Source organism: Halomonas alkalicola, assembly GCF_030704205.1.
In the GTDB taxonomy this organism is placed as follows: domain Bacteria; phylum Pseudomonadota; class Gammaproteobacteria; order Pseudomonadales; family Halomonadaceae; genus Halomonas; species Halomonas alkalicola.
In genome coordinates this window covers 415,789-436,571 of record NZ_CP131913.1, presented here as the reverse complement: position 1 = coordinate 436,571, position 20,783 = coordinate 415,789, and the positions used below count along the sequence as shown (strand labels likewise).

Below are 20,783 nucleotides of genomic sequence, written 5' to 3'. Positions count from 1 at the left end.
TTGTCAAAATTTATAAATAATTTATGACGCCCAAAAAAGTAGCCGCCTTTGCCATCGGCCCCATCGGTGGAGCCCTGCTTGGGCTTATCTCATTGCCGATCATTACTTGGTTCTTCTCACAAGAAGACGTGGGCAGGATGGCGATGCTTCAGGTGGCCATCGGGTTTAGTACGCTATTTTTCAGTCTCGGTCTCGATCAATCATACGTACGTGAGTTCCATGAAGTCACCGATAAACCATCACTGCTGAAACGAGCATTGCTTCCAGGCCTCATCCTGCTCGTGACCACACTGCTGACATTGGTGATGTTCGGCGGTGCCTTAGCTAGCTGGCTATTTGAAATTCCAGAGTGGCATCTCAGCTTACTGGCATCAACTGCCTTGTTAGCGGCATTTATCTCTCGCTTTTTGTCTTTGGTATTGAGGATGAACGAGCAGGGCCTGGCCTATTCGATGAGTCAGCTGCTTCCGAAGCTTCTACTGCTAGCAGTGATTGGCACATATGTAGTGATAGGCGCTGAAAAGTCACTAACCAACCTTGTAATTGCCAATACGTCTGCTCTAATCTGTGTCTGCATAATATTTGCATACAATACGCGACGTGAGTGGCTAGCCAGTGTGACGGCATCGCTGGATATTCAACACCTTAAGCATATGCTCCGCTTCGGTCTGCCATTGATACTGGGCGGCATCGCATTTTGGGGCCTTACTGCTATCGACAAGGTTTTTTTGCGAACCCTAGCTAGCTTTGAAGAGCTTGGCCTGTATTCAGTGGCGGTAAGTTTTGCTGCCGCAGCCACTATCTTGCAAAGCGTATTTTCCACTGTATGGGCACCAACTGTATATAAGTGGGCGAGTAAGGGGGAAGGTCTAGAGAATGTTCACAAGGTGAGCCGATATATTCTGGCCCTTGTTGTACTTGCATTCTGTTTGGCTGGTTTGCTCTCCTGGGTTGTCACTTTCGTGCTGCCTCCCAAATATGATGCTGTGCGGTGGATCGTCGTATCCTGTTTAGGCTTTCCCTTGCTGTATACACTCTCCGAAACCACTGTGGTCGGCATTGGTATTTCTAGACGCACCGGTTTCGCCATGTTGGCAGCCCTTTCAAGCTTTGCGATAAACCTAGTTGGTAACTGGTTTTTGATACCTCACTATGGGGCGGCTGGAGCAGCGGTAAGTACCTGCATTTCCTTTTGGGTGTTTTTCGTATTAAGAACTGAGTTTTCTATCTATCTCTGGAAAAGTATGCCCAGGCTTTTGCTCTATGCCTTCACATTGGCCTGCGTATCCGGAGCCGCGGTGTTTACTCTTTGGGGCGAGACTTTAAGAGGTTTGATGGCGGCATACTGGGTGCTCCTCCTGTGTGCTGCGGCTTACTCTTTTAGAGGTGAAATTCGAGACGCATCCGTCTTTGCCCTACAAAGGGGTAGAGCAGCTAGTGTCAGACGTGGCTAATAGTGCATGCCATTGATTTGTTGTGTCATCGGCGATAAGCGGGACTGCTTACTGCGTATATTACTATACGCCCATGCGTCTTCTTTTTCAATAATTTGCTTTAAGTGGCCAAAATTCTGATAGAGTGTTAAGGCATTAGCAGTATGGCTAAAAAAATTAAGTTTATAACATATCACAGTTACTCTTCAAACGGCATTGGGGGTGTGGAAGAGTTAATAAGATCGCTCCAGCTGATAGCCGAAACCAGTGGGTTAAGACCTGTCGAAATATATTTAAAGGGTGATAATGGCCATGTATTTGAATCCATGGCTAACGTCACCAAGATAAAATATCCGGGTGTTTTTTATAATTTTAAGTTTATTGATCGCATTAATAGGGCGCTATTCTTAAGGCGGGCTTTAGACGCGCTGGATGTTGGAGTGGGGGATTTTTTAGTTTTATTTGATCCTAAACAGCTGCTCCTGTTGCCAGCCAAAGTTAAAAGTAATTGTAAAATAATTCTGGTTCAAGTGAATCGAGTCGACAAGCTTTTTAAGACCATGTCATCGAAAATTTCTGTTTGGGTGCTAAAGCAGAATATATTTGCATTCACCGTATATACAGATTTCGATAAAAAGGAATTGGTTGAGCGATTTCCGTTTCTTGTGAACAAGGTCAAGGTAATCCCTAGGGCTTGCAAGCTAAAGACTTCTAGTGAGACAGCTCGTCATAGTAAGCGACTTGTAACTGTCGCAAGAATAGATGAAAAACAAAAGAATTTTTTTGCTATGGTAGCTATCTTTAAAAGTCTTCCCCAGGACTATAGCTTGGAGATATACGGAGATGGCCCTCCTGATGAGTTGTGTAGACTTGAAGAAATAATAAAGGGTGTCAAAAACGTCAGGTATATGGGGGTTGTTCGTGATGTTTCCACTGTTCTGAAAAAAAACTCAATATTTATAATGACTTCGCATTATGAGGGGTTTGGTCAAACTTTGATTGAAGCAAGAAGCCAAGGGCTGCCAGTTGTTGCATATGATAGCTTTAAGTCAGCATCTTGGGTAGTTAAAGATGGCGTTACAGGGTTTTTAGTTGAGCCTAACAATATAAGTGGCTTTGTAGAAAAGCTCATGCTCATTGGGGAAGATAAGAAGATTTATAACTATTTATCAAATAACTCTATTCATTTTGCTAAAGAAACTGAAAGGGAGAAAATAGATTGTTTATGGGAGAAGGTTTTAACCTCTGCGCGCGCTGGGCTTGAAAGCTCAGATTGAACATGATAAGGCCGTATCTTGCGAAGCCGGCCTGAATCGATTATGTCAAGTATCATACTCTTTTATACACTATAAAGCCAGCATGCAAAAAGATAACATGCGCTTGCAGTCTGTATGGATCGCCGTGCGGTCAAAATTGCTGCGGTTTTTATGGACCTCGAATTATAAGGGATAACGCCTTGTCTATGAGCAAAGTGATTTATAGCATAAGTAATAAGAACTTTGTTGGCGCCCTTCTTTTTGTTTGTGCATTGTTGCCGCCATTTCCTGAAATTTTTGGAAGATCTCTTTTTCTGTCACTTTCTGTTTTGGTGATAACAGTTGTAGCTTTCTTTTTTAATATAAATAAGATTAAGTTTAATCAGTGGTACTGTGTTTTTTGGCTAGCATTTTATATTTTCTTGATCTTAACGATGTTTGGTACAGAAGAAGACTTGGCCCTAGCTGACCTTAAAGAGCTCTTCATACCTCTTGCAGCTGTTATACTATCTTTCTTGTTTTATAGTATATTTAGCGTGAATGATTTCATCTCTTTTCTCAAAGAGTCCTTGAGGGCTGCTGTAGCCTTTCTTTTTCCTGTGATATTGATTTCACTTGTGTTCGCGTTTTTGGAGTATAATCAAAGCGATCTAAGCTTTATGTATAAGCTCTATAAGCCATATGAAAAATATCTGGAATCAAGACAATCGGTAGGTCTCTATGTTTACCCTTACTATAATTCTTTTTTTGCGTTGATGTGTTTGTCAATAGCTGCACCCTTCTTCTTTTATAAACCAACTTTAGCGAATAGTTTTGTTTTTTTTGGATCTATAGTTATTAATGTTCTATCGCAAAGCCAAAGTGGCTTAATCGCTATGGTGGCGTATTTGATTATATTTTTAACTCTCAAGGGGAAAAGGTTTTTTGGCGTTACGGTTGTCATGCTCTCATGCTCGCTTTTATTTGTTTTTATTTATGGTGTAGAATTGCTCGTTTATTTTTCCGATAGATTTGATCTTTACTCACTCTCTGCCATTAGGAGGATAGTTGAAGATCCAGGCTCTAGTCGCACTCTTCAGGTTAGGCTTGGCCAGGTCGTGCAGGGGGTAGAAGGCACGGCACGTAACTTATATTTGATCGGCGGAGGTCTCGATAGAGGCGGACTTCTGGAAAGTTGGTTAGCATATATGTTCTATAAACATGGGGCCCTATATACTTTTATTATAGCGTTGGCCTTTGTTTATTTGGTGCTCCGCTTGTTGAAAAGCTATTTTTTTCTATATGGCCGCGACTTGCTATTGTCTAAAATAAATAAGTCGTTTTTGGCTTTTATTATAGTAATGCCAATATCTCAGCTGAGTGCATTTATGGTTTTTACACACAAGCTGACACCTTTTTTCATATTTATAATTGTTGTTTCTATGTTTATTTCCTCTACCCATAGGTTTTACAGAAATGATGCCACTGCGAATGTTGCTTAGGCTGTGTCCGAAAAGTCTGCTCGCGGGCATCTGATCTTACCCAGCATTGGTGGACACCGTTCTAAGCGATCATTCGGGCCTCGAAGGTCGGCGGTCTCAATGACCAAGTGCAACACGTGACCCATCAGGTATGGTGTTGCCATGACTCACTGCTATCGCCATCTCTCGGAGTCTGTCAACATAGTTGGCACATGAAATAGTTCTGGCTCTTTAAAATCCGGCTGCCTGTGGCACCGGGTCCCGCTCGGGGTTTAGGTGCACGATCTCTGGCAGGCTAAGTTTCCGGATGTCACCCGACCAGCGTTCCGGGTGGCGCTGCTTCGCCGCCTCGAAGACTTCCCGGCGCTGCGCCAAGATGCCCTTGGCCTCGCCGTTATGGCGCTGACTCGGCGTGACCGGAGTCTGTCAACATAGTTGGCACATGAAATGACTTCGGCTCGTTAAAATCCTGCCGCCTGCGGCACCGCCACTGCTCCCAGAGTACTTGTGAAATGACCCCCTCCAGAGGGAGCTATGGTGATTTCTGGTGTACGGGAGGAGGTAGGAAGGGTGGCGTATCCTGTTGATTGATCAGGACCAAGATCTCAATCAACACGAGTGGATACGCCATGACCGATTCTACCCTCCGGGCTCTTTCACAACCAGAACCCCCGATCACTGACCCGCTGCACGAGCTGTTGCGTCAAGGTGCCCGTGACCTGATCGCCAAGGCCGTCGAGGCTGAACTGGCCACCTTCCTGGAACAGTACGCCGATCAGCGGCTCGATGATGGGCGCCAGGCCGTGGTCCGCAACGGCTACTTGCCCGAGCGCACCGTCCAGACCGGGGTCGGGGATGTCAGCGTGCAGGTGCCCAAGGTGCGCGACCGTAGCGGTGGTGGCGCTCGATTCAACAGCAGCCTGCTGCCGCCCTACCTGAAGCGGGCTCGCAGCATCGAGGAGCTGATCCCCTGGCTCTACCTGAAGGGGATCTCCACCGGCGACTACCAGGAGGCCCTGGCGGCGCTGCTGGGCGACCAGGCCAAGGGGTTGTCGGCCAACACGGTGTCACGGCTCAAGAAGCGGTGGGAAGACGAGCATGCCGAGTGGCAGAAGCGGGACCTTGCCGACAGACGCTTCGTCTACTGGTGGGCCGACGGCGTGTACAGCAACATCCGCATGGGCGACCGCCTGTGCCTGCTGGTGATCATCGGCGTCACCGAGCAGGGCCGCAAGGAGCTGGTGGCCGTCGAGGACGGCTTTCGCGAGTCGGCGGCCAGTTGGGAGACCTTGCTGACAGGGCTACGAGAGCGTGGCCTGGCCCAGGCTCCCAAGCTGGCAGTGGGTGACGGTGCCATGGGGTTCTGGGCGGCGCTGAGCAAGATTTACCCGGAAACCGACCATCAGCGCTGCTGGGTCCACAAGACGGCCAACGTGCTGAACAAGCTGCCAAAATCGGTGCAGCCCAAGGTCAAGGCGGACCTCCATGACATCTGGATGGCCGAGACCCGCGACGAGGCACACAGGGCCTTCGATCGCACAGTGAAGCGTTTCGAGGCCAAGTACCCCAAGGCGATGGGGTGCCTGGCCAAGGACCGGGACGAGCTGCTGGCGTTTTACGACTACCCGGCAGAGCACTGGGTGCATATCCGCACCACCAACCCGATCGAGTCGACCTTCGCCACGGTCCGTCTGAGGACCAAGCGGAGCCGGAACTGCGGCTCCCGGGCGACGACCCTGGCGATGGTCTTCAAGCTGCTCCAGAGCGCCCAAAAGCGATGGAGGAGGATCAAACACTTCCAGAAGCTGGAACTGGTCGTCAGCAACGTCAAGTTCCAGGACGGGGAGCAAGTAGTTGATCAATCAGACAGGAATGCGGCCTGATCGCCATCCACCAGATTTGACGATAACTCCCTCCAGAGCTGCACAGGCTATAGTGCAGCGATCAGCAGGACGTGATGAGCAACGAACCCACCGTTAAACGCTGGACCGCGAAGCGCAAAGCCGCCGTGGTCATGGACATCTTCAAGGGCAAGACCACGGTCGCTGAAGTGGCTCGCCAGCCAGGGAAAACGCATGAAAAACCGCTCTACGACGGGCTTCGCAGCGCTTTACCAGTAGGAGCTAATGTGGTCATCTAACGACTTTTGCTCATGGATGACCTCATGCTGACACCATCGCTCATGCACCATTTATCGATTGTTCCCGACTTCCGCCAGGCGTGGAAAGTGCAGCATCAGCTGTCGGATATCCTGTTTCTGACGGTCTGTGCGGTGATTTGTGGTGCCGAGGGTTGGGACGAAATCGAGGATTTTGGCCACGCTAAGCTCGATTTTTTGCTTTTTTTGCCAGTACGGCGATTTTGAGGCTGGCGTGCCCAGCCATGACACTCTGGCCAGGGTGATGGCCCTGGTGAATGCCGAGCAGCTGCAAAGCGCATTCGCCGAGTGGATGAAGGCCTGTCACGATGTGACGGAGGGCGCGGTGGTGGCCATCGATGGCAAGACGCTGCGTGGATCGTACTGCCGAGGGAAGGGCAAAGGGGCGATCCACATGGTCAGTGCCTTCAGTGCGGCGAATGGCGTGGTGCTCGGCCAGGTCAAGACGGCCGAAAAGTCCAACGAGATCACAGCGATCCCCGAGTTGCTCAAGCTCCTCAATCTGCAAGGCTGTCTGGTGACGATTGATGCCATGGGGTGCCAGAAGAAGATCGCCACTCAGATCCTGCAGAAGGGTGCCGACTACCTGCTGTCGGTGAAGGACAATCAGCCCGCCTTGGCTGACGCCTTCGAAGCCGCATTTCCCATGGCCAAGGTGGCCAGCTTCGAGGGTGACACCTATGTCACGGATGAGAAGAACCGTGGCCGGCAAGAGACCAGATACCATATTGTCAGCGACGTTACTGAGGAATTTCAAGAGCTTAGCTATGAATGGCCAGGGCTAAAAACGGTAGGTGTGGTGATGAGTTTCCGCCAAGAAGGCGATGGGGTGCCAGAAGCCCCGATGATCCGCTACTACATCAGCTCTGCCGACCTGAGCGCCAAGAAGCTCGCCGAAGCGGCTCGCCAGCATTGGCATGTGGAGAATAAACTCCACTGGTCCCTGGACGTGGCGCTCCGCGAGGACGCCTGCAAAATTCACCGAGGACAGGCGGCGGAAAACCTCGCCAGGATGCGTCACATCGCCTTGAATTATCTGAAAGGGGAGACTCGTTTCAAAGGCGGCATCCGGCGAAAGCAGAAGAAAGCCGCGCTGGATGAGACCTACCTCGCGGACATTCTCGCGGTGTAGGATTTTTCATGCGTTTTTCCTGTTGCTCAAATCCAGTTCCCCCAGCATGCGGCCGACGTAGTGGTGCACGATGCGCCACAGCCGCTTGTCGGAGATCTCCAGCTGCCGGGAGACGGCCAGTACCGGCATTTCCTTGACCAGCGACATGGCGGCTTGCTCGAACAACAGGGTGAAGTCGCTGCCTGGCCGGGCCCAGGGCACCTCGATGCGCTTGACGCCATGCTCCGGGCACTTGGTGCGGGGCACGCGGGCGTGCAGGTGGCAGTGATGCTGGAAGAAGTTCAGATGCCGCCAGGTCTTGTTGGAGAAGTCGTGAGCCGGACAGGCCTCACCGCACTCAGGGCAGGGGTAGAGGCTGCCGCGCTCGGCCTCGACGTAGAGGTCCAGCCGGTGGGGTGACACGGCGGTATCCAGGTGCTGGTCCTTGAGGATCCAGGGCGCTTCCAGGCCCAGGCCGAGGGTCAGAATCTGGGTGCCGTCCATGCCATGCCTCCTGTCGTCGTGGAGGCCATATCCTGGCCCAGCTCAGGGGGCGAATTCCACACCCAACGACGAAGAGCCTATATACTCCCTTTTTAAACTTCCCTTTTGAAACCAGATCGCATGTGCACAGCTCTAGTGGGGTTGATTTGCTTGCCTCACAAAGAGTTACAGGTGTAGCTAGAGAGCCAAGTTTTTTTGTTCCTTTTGTTGTTGATTTTATTATCCTCACATTAATTTTAGTTGCTTCTTTGCTTAAGCGCTATATTATTATTGCTTTTGCTGTTCTCCTCTTGCTCCTTTCACTTTCTCCTTCAGGTTATATGATCTTGTTTGGCTCTGTATTTGGGGCTTTAGTTATTGTTTTTCTTCGCACCCCTATTCGCACAAGACACAAGATTCAGCATGTTTTATATTTTATACGGGCACTTTCTTTATTTTTAGCGTTTTATTTTAGTTTTGTCGATACTCCTTCATTTTATTATGTCTACAAAAGATTCACCAGCCTTGATGTAAGCTCTAGTAGCAGGTTTTATATGGTTGTTATGCCTTTCTATTGGATGCTAGATTCTAGTGTTTTTACTTTTTTATTTGGCAATGGAATTAAAACATACTCAATTATAGGAACCGAATTTTTTTTGCCAGATGGTTCTCCTGTGCATGTAACATCAAATAATTTTTTTGTTGATACATTTTGGGGGTCAGGTCTTATAGGTTTGGTGGTTTTGATTTCCTTTTTTCATACATTTTCATTAAATTGTTCAAATCAGGTTTTTCAAATTATCAAGTATTTGTTGCCGCAATGATCTTTTTTGATTTACTTTTTTCAAGTCTTGTTCGTTCTGATTTCGCATCGTTGAGGTTTTTTCTAATGCTTTATTTTTTGTTCATTTTAATTAATTACGATATGAAAGGCATTGCATGGAAAAAAATTTAAGAAAAGTTTCAGTTCTAGTCCCAACCTTTCGGCCTGGCAACTATTTAGTTGATTGTCTTCAATCTATTGAAAACCAAACGTTGGACAGAAAGTTATTTAAGGTTTATATTGGACTAAATGGTGACTTTGAACCTTATTATAAATTTGTTGAAAATGCGCTTGTTTGTGCTGGCTTTGAGTATGAGCTTTTCTATATAGAAAAGTCTGGGGTTTCGAATGCTCGCAATTTTTTAATTGAGCAATCTCAGGAAGAGTATATCGTTTTTGTTGATGACGATGATTTGCTTTCTCCAAATTATCTTGAAGAGCTGCTGAGAGTTTCTTCAAGTGACGCCATGGGTATTGCTAATGTTTATAATTTCGAAGAGACGATCGGTGAGAAGAAGACTAACTACATTGGTATGGCTTTCCAAGCGATAGTTGATGGCGAGTCATCAAAGTTTAAGGCTAGGAAATACTTTTCCTCGCCGTGGGCAAAAATGCTTCACCGTGGAATGATAGCCCATCATCTTTTTGATCCTAGGGTGGCCAAAGGGGAGGATTCACTTTTTATGGCTATGCTTTCGCCTCATGTGAAGTGTGTTAGAAAAACGTCGGATGATGCTTGCTATTTCGTCCGCGAGCGAATTGGTTCAGTTACAAGAAGAAAAACACCGCTTCGCTCAGAAATTAAAACATTGAGCTACCTGATGTTGAAATATTTTCGTTTACTTTCTTGCTCTTGTTATGATAAGTCATTCATTATAACCAGGTTAATTGCTACGGCTTTAAAATTTTTCAAAATGACATAAAGATAAATGTATGCCTTTGATATCAATAGTTACCCCTTCTCATAATTCTGCCCGGTTTGTTTCGGAAACAATTCAGTCTGTTTTGGATCAGTCATTTGTCGAATGGGAGATGATTATTGTTGATGATTTTTCAACAGACGATTCTGTTGAAATGATTAAGGCCTTTGTTGAGCGAGATTCTCGGATTAATTTGATTCGATTAACCAAAAATTCCGGCGCGGCTTTGGCACGTAATGCTGCGATTGAGGTTGCGAAGGGGCGTTATATTGCCTTTTTGGATAGTGACGACCTTTGGTTACCGTATAAGTTAGAAAAGCAGTTGGCGTTTATGCAGGCGAATAATTATCCGTTTGCGTATACGGCCTATGATAAGATTGATGAAGAGGGTCTGGTGCTTGGGCGCATTGGTGCTCCTGGTAAAGTTTCATACTCTGACTTATTGAAGACTTGCTCTATAGGTTGTTTGACGGCGATGTATGATGCGGATTTTTTCGGCAAGATTTATATGCCGGTTAATACTAAGCGAGAGGATTTTGCTACATGGTTAAAGTTGTTGAAAGAAGTTGATTATGCTTATGGCTTGAACGAGAATTTAGCTCAGTATCGTGTTTATAAAAATCAAACTTCTGCGAATAAGGCAAAAATGGCTAAAGAGAACTGGCGCTTATATCGTGATGTGGAGCGGCTGAGCTTTCTTACGGCCACATATTATTTTTCACACTATGCAATTCGCGGCTTTCTGCGGACAAAGTTTCCAGTATTGGCCCGTAGACTTGGTATGCTTGATTAATTATATTGCATGGCGATGAAGTGTGTGCAGGGATGATGTTCATCATGATACATCATCTTGCTAAGAATTAAAGGAAGACACCCGGGTGGATAGGCTTTCATCCATGGCGAGTGGCCCTTTTGAATCGTGCTCTGCTAGGCATATCTCGATTATACAAAATAAAGCCACTCGCCATCATGATCTTTAGTTCTGACTCAAGAGTATAGCGGATTCACCGTAGCCCCGTCTGCCAGTAGGGCTGAAGCCGCACCAAAAAGGGAATGGAATGAAAATAGCCGTAGTGGGTACCGGCTACGTCGGTCTCTCCAACGCCGTTCTGCTTGCTCAGCATAATGAAGTGTTGGCTCTGGATGTCGTCCCTGAAAAGGTTGCGATGCTGAATGATCGGGTTTCACCCATCGAAGACGTCGAGATCAGTGAGTTACTGGCCCGCCGCCAACTGAAGTTTACCGCGACGCTGGATCGTGAAGCGGCCTATCGGGATGCCAACTTCGTGGTGATCGCCACCCCCACCGACTACGATCCGAAGACCAATTATTTCGATACGTCCAGCGTGGAGGCCGTGATCCAGGACGTGATGGCCATCAACCCCGAAGCGGTGATGGTGATCAAGTCTACTGTGCCGGTGGGTTTCACGGTGGAGGCGTGTGAGCACTTCAGTACTCGAAACCTTATCTTCTCCCCGGAGTTCCTGCGCGAGGGCAGGGCGCTGTATGACAACCTGTACCCGTCCCGGATCATCGTGGGGGAGCGCTCTGAACGTGCCCAGGTGTTTGCCGAGTTGCTCAAGCAGGGGGCGGTTAAGGAAGATATACCGGTGCTGTTCACCAACAGCACCGAGGCGGAGGCGATCAAGCTATTCGCCAACACCTATCTCGCCATGCGGGTGGCCTACTTCAACGAACTGGACAGCTACGCCGAGACCCACGGCCTGGATACCCGCCAGATCATCGAGGGTGTGGGGCTCGATCCGCGCATCGGCAGCCACTACAACAACCCGAGCTTTGGCTACGGGGGCTACTGCCTACCCAAGGACACCAAGCAGCTGCTGGCCAACTATGAGGACGTGCCCAGCAACATGGTGCAGGCCATCGTGGATGCCAACCGTACCCGCAAGGACTTCATCGCCGAACAGATCCTCAAGCGCCAACCGAAGGTGGTAGGGGTCTACCGCTTGATCATGAAAGCAGGGTCCGACAATTTCCGTGCGAGTGCCATGCAGGGCGTGATGAAGCGCATCAAGGCCAAGGGTATCGAGGTGGTGGTCTATGAGCCGGTGCTGCAGGAGGAGAGCTTCTACGGCTCCCGGGTGTTCCGTGATCTCGATGCCTTCAAGCAGCTCTCCGATGTCATCCTGAGCAACCGCATGGTAGAAGAGCTCAGCGACGTTGCCGAGAAGGTGTACACTCGGGACCTGTTCGGCAGCGATTGAGCCTGCCGGCAGAGGTGGATAGGCTGAGCGGGTAGCCAGAGGGACAATGAACGAAATGACGGAACGCATGCGCTACGAACGCCGCCACTCGCGCTGGTACGAGGCGCTGTTGCTGGGGTGGCCATTCCAACTGATTGTTGGCGCCTTGGTGGTAGTGGGGCTGCCGGCCTGGGAGCGCTGGCACTGGGGCTTTTGGGAGTTTCTGCCGCCGGTCCGCAGCAATACACTGCTGGCCTGCGGCCTCGCCTTTGTGGGCATACTCTTCACCCTGCGGAGGATGCACCGCTTCCCGGGCGCCCGTATCTCGGCCTTTATCGCCCCAACGGTGTCGGTGGCCTATCTGCTGGTGGTGGCGGTGCTTTTCTTCACCCGCGAGGAGTACACCCGGCAGGTGTTGTTCGGCAGCTTCCTGATGAGCCTGGGCTGGTTCTACCTGGCTTTCTTCCTCGGGCGGCGCTACCGGCGAATGAAACTCGCTGTGGTGCCTCTAGGCCGGGCGACCTCCCTGAAGCCGACGCCCGATATCGAGCTGCGTTGCCTGGAAGGGCCTGATCTGGCCAAAGTACGTTACGACGGCGTGGTAGCGGACTTGCACACCGACGAACTGGGTCCAGAATGGGAACGATTCCTGGCCCGCTGCACGCTACACCATATCCCAGTCTACCACATTCGCCAGATTCAAGAGTCGCTGACCGGGCGGGTACGGATCGAGCACCTGACCGAGAACGAGTACGGCAGCCTGATGCCTTCACTGTTCTATCAGGGTTTCAAGCGCAGTATCGACCTTGTTGCCGCGCTGTTGTTGCTGCCGTTGCTGGCTCCTGTGATGCTCGCCACGGCCATCGCCATCCGCTTGGATAGCCCGGGCCCGGCGCTCTTCATCCAGCAGCGGATGGGGTTTCGTGGCGTGCCGTTTAAAGTCTACAAGTTCCGCAGCATGTACGTGGATCAGAAGGGTAGGGGCTTTACGGAAGGTGAAGACGATCCCCGCATCACCCGCGTAGGCCGTTTCATCCGCAAGTGCCGGCTGGATGAGCTGCCGCAGCTCTTCAACGTGATCAAGGGCGAGATGAGCTTCATCGGCCCGCGGCCCGAGTCCATGGAGCTCTCGGAATGGTACGAGCGTGACGTCCCGTTCTTCAGCTATCGCCACGTGGTGCGCCCGGGCATCTCCGGCTGGGCCCAGGTGGAGCAGGGCTATGCCGCCGAGGTCGACGGCATGACCACCAAGCTCCAGTACGACTTCTACTATATCAAGCACTTCTCGCTGTGGCTGGATATCCTGATCGCCTTTAAGACGCTGAAGACCATCGTAACCGGAGATGGGGCAAGATAAAACCATGGTAAACTGGCTTTCGCGGGCGCCTTCAGGGCGCCCGCAGTGTTTCTGGCCCCGGCAGGAGAAGAGTCAATGGGTTCGACACTGATGCCAGCATGGCGGCTTGCCCTGCGCAACAAGGTTCGGGTGGCTTCGGGTAATGAGCTGGAGGTGGCTCGGGATACCCGGATCCGCCACTGTCGGATCTCGATCAAGGGTGGCGGCAATCGGCTGGTGATCGAGCCCGGTGCCAACCTGCGCGGTGTGCAGCTGGAGATCGATGGCGAGGGCTGTGAGTTGCGGATCGGTGCGGAGACGGTGATCGGCGAGGGGTGCTACCTCTCCTGCCGCGAGAGTGGCACGCGGCTGGTGATCGGCCGTGACGGCATGCTGTCCCGCAACGTCAAGGTCATGACCTCCGACGGGCATGAGATCCTGGCTGGCGGCCAGCGCATCAACCCGGCGCGCTCCATCACCATCGGCGATCATGTCTGGCTGGCCGATAGCGCCATCGTGCTGAAGGGCGCCACCATTGGCGACAACGCGGTAGTTGGCATTGCCAGCCTGGTGACGGGAAAGGTGGAGGCCGGCAATGTGGTGGCGGGCAATCCGGCCCGGGTGGTGAAGGAAGGGGTGACCTGGCTGCGCTGAGCCGCGGCGGGGTACCGAGATATCAGTGAAACAAGGTGCTTTTCTGATGGCAGGTATGTTTTCGCGGGACCGGGCTCTTTTGATAAATGCCTGGGCGATGATGATCGCCTTGGTACTGTTGGTGGCCACGCCGGTGCGCAGCACCGTGGTGGTGGCGCTACTGATGCTCTACGGCATCGCCTACCTGGTGGCCAATCGGCACAGTTTTCAGATGATGGCGCTGGACTGGTGGGTGGTGCTGCTGATCAGCGCGCTGCTGATCGGGCGGATCGGCCCCTTCGTGGTGGGGGACTACTCCAGCCGCTATTTGAGCGACGGGCTGCATATGGTGGCGACGATTCCCATCTACCTGATGCTGCGCCATGCGCTGGGGCAGGGGGGTGTGTTGCGCTTCCGGGCCTTTCTGGAGAGGGGGTTGATCCTGGGTGCCATCGGCGGTGGGCTGCTGGCCATCTATCAGACCCAGTGGCTTGGCATGCAGCGTGCCGATGGCTTCCTCTTCAGCATCAACTTCGGTTATTTGAATGCCATCCTGATGACGCTCGCCCTGGTGCTGATGGCGGGCTCGCCGCGGCGCTGGTGGTTGGCCCTGGCGGCGCTGGCCGCTGCCGCTGCGGTGTTGCTTTCCGGCGCGCGGGGTGCCTGGCTGGTGATCCCGGTGGCGCTGCTGCTGGTGGGGCTTGCCTATGCGCCACGGCTTGGCTGGAAGTGGCTGGCGGCAGGTGCCGTTGTGTTGCCACTGGTGGCCGTACTGGCCGTGACACAGGTGCCCGAGGTGGAGCGGCGCTACCAGCAGACGATCTCGGAGGTCCAGCGGATCCAGAGCGGCAACCTCAACACCTCGGTAGGCTACCGGTTTCAGTTCTGGTACGCGGCCATGGAGGCCTTCAAGCAGCGCCCGCTGATCGGGCTGAGCTATCCGGAACGCGAGGCGCTGAATGCCGAATTGCAGGCGCGGGGGGAGATCGCCCCCTTCGTGGGCCAGAGCAGCCGGGGCCATGCCCATAGCCAGTACTTCGAGATGATGGCGACGGGCGGGCTGATCGGCTTGCTTGCGCTGGTGGGCTATCTGGTGGTGCCGGGCATCTATCATGCCCGCACCTGGTGGCGCGACCGCGAGAATGTCTATGCCATGGCGGGGCTGGGGTTGACCGTCTCGGTGGCGGTCTGCGGGCTGACGGAGGTGCTGCTGCAGCAGGAGATGATCGCCGCCATGTATGCCTACCTGCAGGGGGTGCTGCTGGTGCTGGCTTTGGCCTGGCGGCGAGCAGGGCAGTCAGCGTAAGTAAAACGCTAGCCGTTGGCCCATGGCCGCCTCTGAGAACAGCTGGTGGGCGTACTGTCGCCCACCTTCGCCGAGCTTCCGGCGAAGCTCTACCGAATCGATCAGCAGGCCAAGCTGTTCCAGCGCCTCATCGGCGGTGTCAAACAGCAGGCCGTTGGCGCCATGCTGGATATGCTCGACGTAGCCGCCGCGCCGATGGCAGACCACGGGAATGCCGCAGGCCATCGCCTCGAACACCACTCGGCCGAACGTCTCGAGATGTGTCCCTGAGCGATAGTAGAGAATGTCCAGGTGCTGCAGAAATTCCCGGGCCGGCATGGCGCCCGTCGGGAGAACCTTGATGTTCGGGTGCCTGGAAAGTCGAGACTGAATCGAGGTGGCGCCCTGGAGGATCACCTCGATGCCCCTCTCTGCCAGCTGCTGATAGACGGCACTATCCTCCTCGTCGTGCTTGTCCGGTGTATCTCGGCTCATGCGGCCTATGCGCAGGGGGCCCGGAGCACGCCGTGATGCGGGTGCGAAGGTGGCCAGGTCGATAGGCGATGGATGCGCCTCCGCCCGGATGCCGAGCTCTCGGCGTTGGAACTCCGAGATCACTACATGCTCTGCCGATGGCCAGCCGAGCAGGCGCGGCATGCGCTGCGTGAGCTCGAGATGTTTGGGGTGAAAGGTGTTGTAGATATAGATCAGCCGCCTGGGCTTGGGGATCAGGTAGGGCCACAGCTTGTTGCGCCAGTGGGAGCCGACAAAGACATAGGTGCCGCCGCCTGGCCGATTTCCCTTGTGGGGCTCGATGGCCTTGATGCCCTGTGAGGCCAGCAGTGTGCTATCTGCCCGTGACGAGGCTGCCCAGGCGTGCACGTCGGCATGGGGGGCAAGTTGGCGCCAGAGGGTCAAGGCTTCCTGTTCGCTGCCACCATAGGGTGTTCTGAACCCGTTGAAGATATGGATGGGGTTCGATGCTGTCATGAATCCGCTTTTCCTTCTGCAGGTTCGGGTGTGGCGCGCAACGCCAGAAGCTCGGTCAGGGCCTGCTCGAACGCCTGGTCATCGAGCAGGGGTAGGGAGGAGGCTGTCACAGTGCGGCTATGGGTGGCCAGCGGCTGCCAGAACGAGGGCTCGGCCAGGTAGATGCCCAGGGTGGGGCGATCGAAAGCACTGGCCATATGGATGGCGGCCGTATCGGGAGAAACCAGCAGCTCTGCGTGCTTGATGATGGCCGCGCTGTGCGGGACGGGGACGGTCCGCGCGGTTGGTACCACATGGACATCAGGCATGGTGGCGGCCAGCTCCAGTGCTTTTGGCTCACCGCCAGGAGCGCACGGGATGACCACCGGTAGCTGGCTGGAGCGATGGAGAATGGAGCTGAGCCGTCGGGCCTGGTCCAGCGGTATGGAGCGCTCGGGTATGCTCCCGTCCAGATTGAATGCCACGTAGCGTCCCAGGTCGGCCGTCAGCGCGATGACTTCCTCTTCCACTTCTGCGGCGATCGGCAGCTCGTACCTGGCGGGGACGTCGGCGATGCCGGCGCGGGCCATCAGGCGTGACCAGCTGCCGGGCAGCGGGGTAGTGGGTAGCTCGGTGGTCACCTCGTTGCAGAGTGGGGCGTAGGCTCGCATGGTTGAGCTGCTGAGCTGAAGGTTCATGCGTGCCTTGAGGGTGCCGACGAAATGAATCGCCGGCGAGGAGGCCGCCAGCGTGGCATCGACGCAGAGATCGACCCGGCCGCAGCGTTGGCGAATCGAACGAGCCGTTTGCCTCACCTGGCGGTAGTCGCGGTCTCGTGGAATGACGAAGAGCTCGACTCCATCACCCTGGAGCGGCTCGAAGACCGCGGCGTTCCTGGCCGAGGCGACGATGCCCAGCCACTCCAGCGAGCGAGCCTGCAAGGCGCGAATCACCGGGAAGACCGCCATGCCATCCCCGATGGATTTGGGAATGAACACCACGGCCTTGCGGATGGTCTCGGGCTCGAGTGGCTTTGGCGCGTAATCGAACCAGGCTTCGGCCAGCGACCTTCCTAGACGCTTGCGAAGTGACAACGCGGCTACCTCTGTGTCGGTGAACGGTTCATTCGCCCCGCGGAGCGTGGCTCGCACCAGAACCAACAGCCTCGGTGGCTTGGGATGCAGTAGCGCCCATGGCGGTGGGAATCAGCCTGCATCCGTTTCCACCTCGAAACCCACGATCTGGCGCTTGTCGCTTGAAAACTCCACCCCGATCAGATGTATCACCTTGCCCTGGCCGCGGTACTTGTCGGCGTAGCCCTTGTCCTTGATCTGCTGTAATGCGCGGCCTTCGGGGAGCTGCTCCACCACCTTGAACTCGAACAGGTAGAGGTGGCCGGCAAAATCGACGGCCATGTCGACGCGGCCGTGGTGGCTGGCGTCTTCCACGGTGACTCGCAGGCCCAGGGCGGCGAAGTGGCTGTAGAAGACGCTGGCGTAATGCCCCTCATACTTCGCAATCGGGTTGTTTCGATACCAGTCGTGGGGCAGGCCGGCGAAGAGCGCCTTGAGGTGGGCTTCCAGGCCTGGCAGGTCGGCGGTTTTCAGCAGGCGAGGCAGTCGTACCATCAGCTCGTCGAGGCTGTCGTTGTTGATGCCCAGTACCGGCAACAGCGCTTCGTTGAGACTGGCCTCTACCTCCTGATTGGGAAACCCCAGTGCATAGATCGGGCGGTTTGGGATTTCCTCGCGTATGGCCTTGATGGTCAGGTAGCCGGTCTGGAACAGCAGCGCCTCGGTGGCGATATCATCGACGTCGAACCGGCTCAGCAGTGCCGGTCGGCTATGCCAGGCAGTCAGCGCTGGAGTAAAGACACCGCGCTGCTTGAGCACCTCGACCAGGAAGGTCGGCGTGGCGCTCTCGAACCAGTAGGCGCCGAAAAGGCGCTTCTGAAATAGTAACAGGACATCGAAGGGATTGTAGACGGAGGGGGCCTCATGTCCACCCCACCGGTAGCCGTTGTACCAGGCTCGTATTTCGTTGCGATCGAGCGCCTGAAGCTCTGGGGCGAAGACGCTGTCGATGTCTTCGTCGGTGTAGCCGCAGATCGTGGCTAAGGGCGCATCCAGGGTGATGTCATTGAGGTTGTTTAGCCCGGAAAAGAGGCTGACCTTGCTGAACTTGGAGACGCCGGTGAGCAGCACGAAGGCCAGGTGCGGGTCGGCATCCTTGAGCACGCTGTAGAGGTTCTTGAGCCCCTCGCGCAGCTCGCGGGCGCGCTCGGGCGTGAGCAGGTTGTCGAGGATCGGCTTGTCGTACTCATCCACCAGGATCACGACGCGCTGGCCATGCTGTTGGTGGGCCTTGTGGATCAGCTCGCGAAACCTGCCGGCAATGGAGATGTTGTCGAAGGCGACGGCATGGCGTGTGGCTTCGGCCTGCAGCAGCTCGTTGATGTGCTGGTCCAGGGCCTCACGGCTGCCGATGACGCCATCGGCAAAGCTCAGGCGGATGACAGGGTGTTGAACTCGCCAGTCCCACTTGTCGTGGATGTACAGACCGTTAAACAGGGCTTCGCGGCCCTCGAAGAGGCAGCGCAGGGTGTCCACCAGCAGGCTCTTGCCGAAGCGCCGCGGCCGCGACAGAAAGTAGTACTTGCCTTCTTCCACCAGGCGATGGATGTGGGGTGTCTTGTCGACGTAGTAGTAGCCGCCCTTGATGATGTCGGCGAAGGTCTGGATGCCAATGGGCAGCTTCTTGCGAGTGAGGGTCAAGGCAACCTCCGGTAGGGGCACGCGTCGTCAAGGATAGCAGAGTTACCTGAGCCGCTTCTTGATGCTGTCCATCCAGCCAAGGGCACCCGGGGTGGCCTGGAAGAGGTCGCGCATCTCCTGGCGGTAATACCACGCCTGATCGGGGCCACCGATGGTCATGCGCTGGGGGTCGAGCTTCGGCGGCTTGCGTTTGCTGGCGATCAGGTAGTTGAGCACCTTGGGTAGCGCCCGATAGGCCTGGGAGAGGGCCTTTTCGGCGTCATGCAGGCGGTTGAGTCGCACCAGGGCCAGCACTCGGCCATAGCGGGTCTCTGCCAGTGCGTCGTCTGGGAACTGCTCACAGATGGCCAGCGCCGCTTCATCCTGCCCATCGCGCAGCAGGGCGTTGACCAGTGGGGCGCGCGCGCCAAGGTTGTCATTCGGGCAGAGGGCCAGCAGCTGCGAGAGGCCGCGAATGGCGGCGCCCTGGTCCTCCTGGTCGAGGGCGTGCTGCATCATCAGCCTGAGCAGGGGGCGATGTTCCAGCCATGCCCAGGGCAGTTGGCCGCCCTCGGGCAGGGCGTCCAGGATATGGGCAATCACTCGCTCCTGCTGCCGCTGCAGCGCCTTGTTGAACTGCTCGTGAGCGGTGCTGAAGGCAGCGCCGGCAAAGGCATCGAGCTGCTGTAGGAAGTCGGGGCTCTGCAGCAGCGCCGGTTGCTGGCGAATCAGCTCGGGGTCCAGCGGGTTCTGTGGATTGCCAGTCTGGTAGAGAGCCGCCTGGGCCTGCTCGACCTCGGGTGGCAGCATCAGCACCCACTGGGCTCCATCGCCGTCGGGGCCGGGCGGGCCCGGCTCGAATGTGACCGGGTAGAGCGGCTGGCGGAGTGCGCTCTTCAGCAGGACGGCAATCGGCCTCAGTAGCTCATCCGGCGCGCCGAACAGGGCCATCAGGCGGTCGTCTTCCGGGGCGTCGTCGGCGAACGCTTCGGGCTCATCCTCGTCATCCGGGATGTCGTCCGGCAGGGTGGCCAGGCTGGCCTGCTCCTCGAAGAAGGCGATGGCATCCTCGAGCCCCAGTTCCCGGGCAACCGGCAGCCACTCCTGGGCGGTACGCTGGGCCTCGGCATCGGCGCCGATATCGCGCAGGCAGACCACCTTGAAGAGGCCGTTGGACAGGTTGTCCGGGTCCAGCGTCTCGGCCTGGTGGAGCAACGCCATGGCGTCGGCGGGGCGGCCATCCAGCAGCGCCTGGCCCGTCAGCCAGTGGAGCGCCTCGGCGGCGGCCGGCGGCTTAAGGCTGGGGAGCAGATCGCTCAGCGCCTTCTCGCCGGCCGAGTGGTGGCCGAGGGCGTTATAGGCGTCGCCAAGTAGATGGACGGCCTGGGCCTGCAGGTCGGCCTCCAGGACGCCCTGCTTGAGCAGTTTCAACAGCTGGGTGCGCGCCTTGCCGGGGTGGTTGTCATCCAGTTCCAACTCGGCAAGCACCAGCCGCAGCCTGGGCGGTGCCTTGCTGGCGGCTTCCTTGCGCTGCTTGGCGGTGAAGAGTGACGCGGCAATACGCAGCACCGGCAGCTCGTCGTCGAGGCCCAGGGGGAGTTCCTGCCGCAGCGGTTGGCAGCAGCGCTTGAACTTCTTGCCCGAGCCGCAGGGGCAAGGGTCGTTGCGTTTCGGCTCGGGAAGCGGGTCCGGCCGGAAGCCCCGCGAGGGCAACGGCGCGTTGTCCCAGAGGGTGCGCGCGATCGGCCAGAAGGGCATCTGCGGATCGAACCATTCGGTAACGCCGCTGCGTCGGGTGATTTCGTCTAGCGCTGCGAAGTAGGCGTCGGCACTCTCATGCTGGAGGATGTGCCGTAATGACGCCTCCAGGAAGGCGTCGATGCTGATTTCGAGCTCTGCAGGAATCTCGGGAAGATCGGCGTCAACCATCGGTACCATTTCTCTACTGTCGAGTTCGTG

Annotated in this window: 16 protein-coding genes and 2 pseudogenes; 13 read left to right on the top strand and 5 right to left on the bottom strand. The window is 55.1% G+C overall.

The window, feature by feature from the left end:
* The first annotated feature begins 23 nt into the window (after positions 1-23).
* The 6 genes and pseudogenes from B6N23_RS02065 to B6N23_RS02040 all read left to right on the top strand — a co-directional run bounded on the left by B6N23_RS02065 (position 24) and on the right by B6N23_RS02040 (position 7,439).
* Complete coding sequence (locus B6N23_RS02065) at positions 24-1,454, top strand: lipopolysaccharide biosynthesis protein (protein ID WP_305501553.1); 1,431 nt, start codon at positions 24-26, stop codon at positions 1,452-1,454.
* A gap of 143 nt (positions 1,455-1,597) precedes the next feature.
* Positions 1,598-2,710, top strand: coding sequence for a glycosyltransferase (locus tag B6N23_RS02060; protein ID WP_305501552.1), 1,113 nt, complete (start codon positions 1,598-1,600; stop codon positions 2,708-2,710).
* Positions 2,711-2,895: 185 nt separating this feature from the next.
* Entirely contained in the window at positions 2,896-4,170 is a 1,275-nt protein-coding gene (locus B6N23_RS02055) for a hypothetical protein (RefSeq protein ID WP_305501551.1), read from the top strand.
* 608 nt (positions 4,171-4,778) lie between these two features.
* Positions 4,779-6,032: an IS256 family transposase gene (locus B6N23_RS02050; protein WP_253447568.1), complete on the top strand. Its 1,254-nt coding sequence runs from the start codon at positions 4,779-4,781 to the stop codon at positions 6,030-6,032.
* A 74-nt stretch (positions 6,033-6,106) separates the two neighbouring features.
* Positions 6,107-6,289, top strand: a complete 183-nt coding sequence (locus tag B6N23_RS02045; RefSeq protein WP_305501550.1) for a hypothetical protein — start codon at positions 6,107-6,109, stop codon at positions 6,287-6,289.
* A 24-nt stretch (positions 6,290-6,313) separates the two neighbouring features.
* Positions 6,314-7,439, top strand: a pseudogene (locus B6N23_RS02040) (ISAs1 family transposase).
* Positions 7,440-7,463: 24 nt separating this feature from the next.
* On the opposite strand, the pseudogene B6N23_RS02035 reads toward B6N23_RS02040, so the two are convergent.
* Positions 7,464-7,922: pseudogene (locus B6N23_RS02035) on the bottom strand (helix-turn-helix domain-containing protein); the annotation flags it as partial.
* Positions 7,923-8,044: 122 nt separating this feature from the next.
* On the opposite strand from B6N23_RS02035, the gene B6N23_RS02030 reads away from it, so the two are divergent.
* The 7 genes from B6N23_RS02030 (at position 8,045) to B6N23_RS02000 (ending at position 15,123) form a co-directional block, all read left to right on the top strand.
* A complete protein-coding gene (locus tag B6N23_RS02030) occupies positions 8,045-8,725 on the top strand; it encodes a hypothetical protein (protein WP_305501549.1) in 681 nt (226 codons plus the stop codon).
* A 115-nt stretch (positions 8,726-8,840) separates the two neighbouring features.
* The gene (locus B6N23_RS02025; protein ID WP_305501548.1) at positions 8,841-9,647 is read left to right on the top strand and encodes a glycosyltransferase family 2 protein; all 807 of its coding nucleotides are present in this window, start codon (positions 8,841-8,843) and stop codon (positions 9,645-9,647) included.
* A 10-nt stretch (positions 9,648-9,657) separates the two neighbouring features.
* Positions 9,658-10,437, top strand: coding sequence for a glycosyltransferase family 2 protein (locus tag B6N23_RS02020; RefSeq protein ID WP_305501547.1), 780 nt, complete (start codon positions 9,658-9,660; stop codon positions 10,435-10,437).
* A 265-nt stretch (positions 10,438-10,702) separates the two neighbouring features.
* Positions 10,703-11,869, top strand: a complete 1,167-nt coding sequence (locus B6N23_RS02015; RefSeq protein ID WP_305501546.1) for a nucleotide sugar dehydrogenase — start codon at positions 10,703-10,705, stop codon at positions 11,867-11,869.
* A 46-nt stretch (positions 11,870-11,915) separates the two neighbouring features.
* Positions 11,916-13,205, top strand: a complete 1,290-nt coding sequence (locus B6N23_RS02010) for a sugar transferase (protein ID WP_305501545.1) — start codon at positions 11,916-11,918, stop codon at positions 13,203-13,205.
* A gap of 75 nt (positions 13,206-13,280) precedes the next feature.
* Positions 13,281-13,838: an acyltransferase gene (locus B6N23_RS02005; protein WP_305501544.1), complete on the top strand. Its 558-nt coding sequence runs from the start codon at positions 13,281-13,283 to the stop codon at positions 13,836-13,838.
* Between the two features lie 97 nt (positions 13,839-13,935).
* Positions 13,936-15,123, top strand: coding sequence for an O-antigen ligase family protein (locus B6N23_RS02000; RefSeq protein WP_305501543.1), 1,188 nt, complete (start codon positions 13,936-13,938; stop codon positions 15,121-15,123).
* On the opposite strand, the gene B6N23_RS01995 is transcribed toward B6N23_RS02000, so the two are convergent.
* From B6N23_RS01995 to B6N23_RS01980, 4 genes are all read right to left on the bottom strand, one after another.
* Positions 15,115-16,092, bottom strand: coding sequence for a glycosyltransferase family 4 protein (locus B6N23_RS01995; protein ID WP_305501542.1), 978 nt, complete (start codon positions 16,090-16,092; stop codon positions 15,115-15,117). The genes B6N23_RS02000 and B6N23_RS01995 overlap by 9 nt on opposite strands.
* Positions 16,089-17,165, bottom strand: coding sequence for a glycosyltransferase family 9 protein (locus tag B6N23_RS01990; RefSeq protein ID WP_305501541.1), 1,077 nt, complete (start codon positions 17,163-17,165; stop codon positions 16,089-16,091). Before B6N23_RS01990 ends, B6N23_RS01995 begins: the two co-directional genes overlap by 4 nt.
* Before the next feature lie 111 nt (positions 17,166-17,276).
* Positions 17,277-18,845: an ATP-binding protein gene (locus tag B6N23_RS01985; protein ID WP_305501540.1), complete on the bottom strand. Its 1,569-nt coding sequence runs from the start codon at positions 18,843-18,845 to the stop codon at positions 17,277-17,279.
* A 42-nt stretch (positions 18,846-18,887) separates the two neighbouring features.
* Positions 18,888-20,753: an SEC-C metal-binding domain-containing protein gene (locus tag B6N23_RS01980; protein ID WP_305501539.1), complete on the bottom strand. Its 1,866-nt coding sequence runs from the start codon at positions 20,751-20,753 to the stop codon at positions 18,888-18,890.
* Positions 20,754-20,783: the final 30 nt, after the last annotated feature.

Coding starts and splice junctions, on each gene's coding strand:
- B6N23_RS02005 (WP_305501544.1), top strand. CDS start 13,281: ATGGGTTCGACACTGATGCCAGCATGGCGGCTTGCCCTGCGCAACAAG.
- B6N23_RS02015 (WP_305501546.1), top strand. CDS start 10,703: ATGAAAATAGCCGTAGTGGGTACCGGCTACGTCGGTCTCTCCAACGCC.
- B6N23_RS02065 (WP_305501553.1), top strand. CDS start 24: ATGACGCCCAAAAAAGTAGCCGCCTTTGCCATCGGCCCCATCGGTGGA.
- B6N23_RS02045 (WP_305501550.1), top strand. CDS start 6,107: ATGAGCAACGAACCCACCGTTAAACGCTGGACCGCGAAGCGCAAAGCC.
- B6N23_RS02050 (WP_253447568.1), top strand. CDS start 4,779: ATGACCGATTCTACCCTCCGGGCTCTTTCACAACCAGAACCCCCGATC.
- B6N23_RS02025 (WP_305501548.1), top strand. CDS start 8,841: ATGGAAAAAAATTTAAGAAAAGTTTCAGTTCTAGTCCCAACCTTTCGG.
- B6N23_RS01980 (WP_305501539.1), bottom strand. CDS start 20,753: ATGGTTGACGCCGATCTTCCCGAGATTCCTGCAGAGCTCGAAATCAGC.
- B6N23_RS01995 (WP_305501542.1), bottom strand. CDS start 16,092: ATGACAGCATCGAACCCCATCCATATCTTCAACGGGTTCAGAACACCC.
- B6N23_RS02020 (WP_305501547.1), top strand. CDS start 9,658: ATGCCTTTGATATCAATAGTTACCCCTTCTCATAATTCTGCCCGGTTT.
- B6N23_RS02055 (WP_305501551.1), top strand. CDS start 2,896: ATGAGCAAAGTGATTTATAGCATAAGTAATAAGAACTTTGTTGGCGCC.
- B6N23_RS02010 (WP_305501545.1), top strand. CDS start 11,916: ATGAACGAAATGACGGAACGCATGCGCTACGAACGCCGCCACTCGCGC.
- B6N23_RS02060 (WP_305501552.1), top strand. CDS start 1,598: ATGGCTAAAAAAATTAAGTTTATAACATATCACAGTTACTCTTCAAAC.
- B6N23_RS02000 (WP_305501543.1), top strand. CDS start 13,936: ATGATGATCGCCTTGGTACTGTTGGTGGCCACGCCGGTGCGCAGCACC.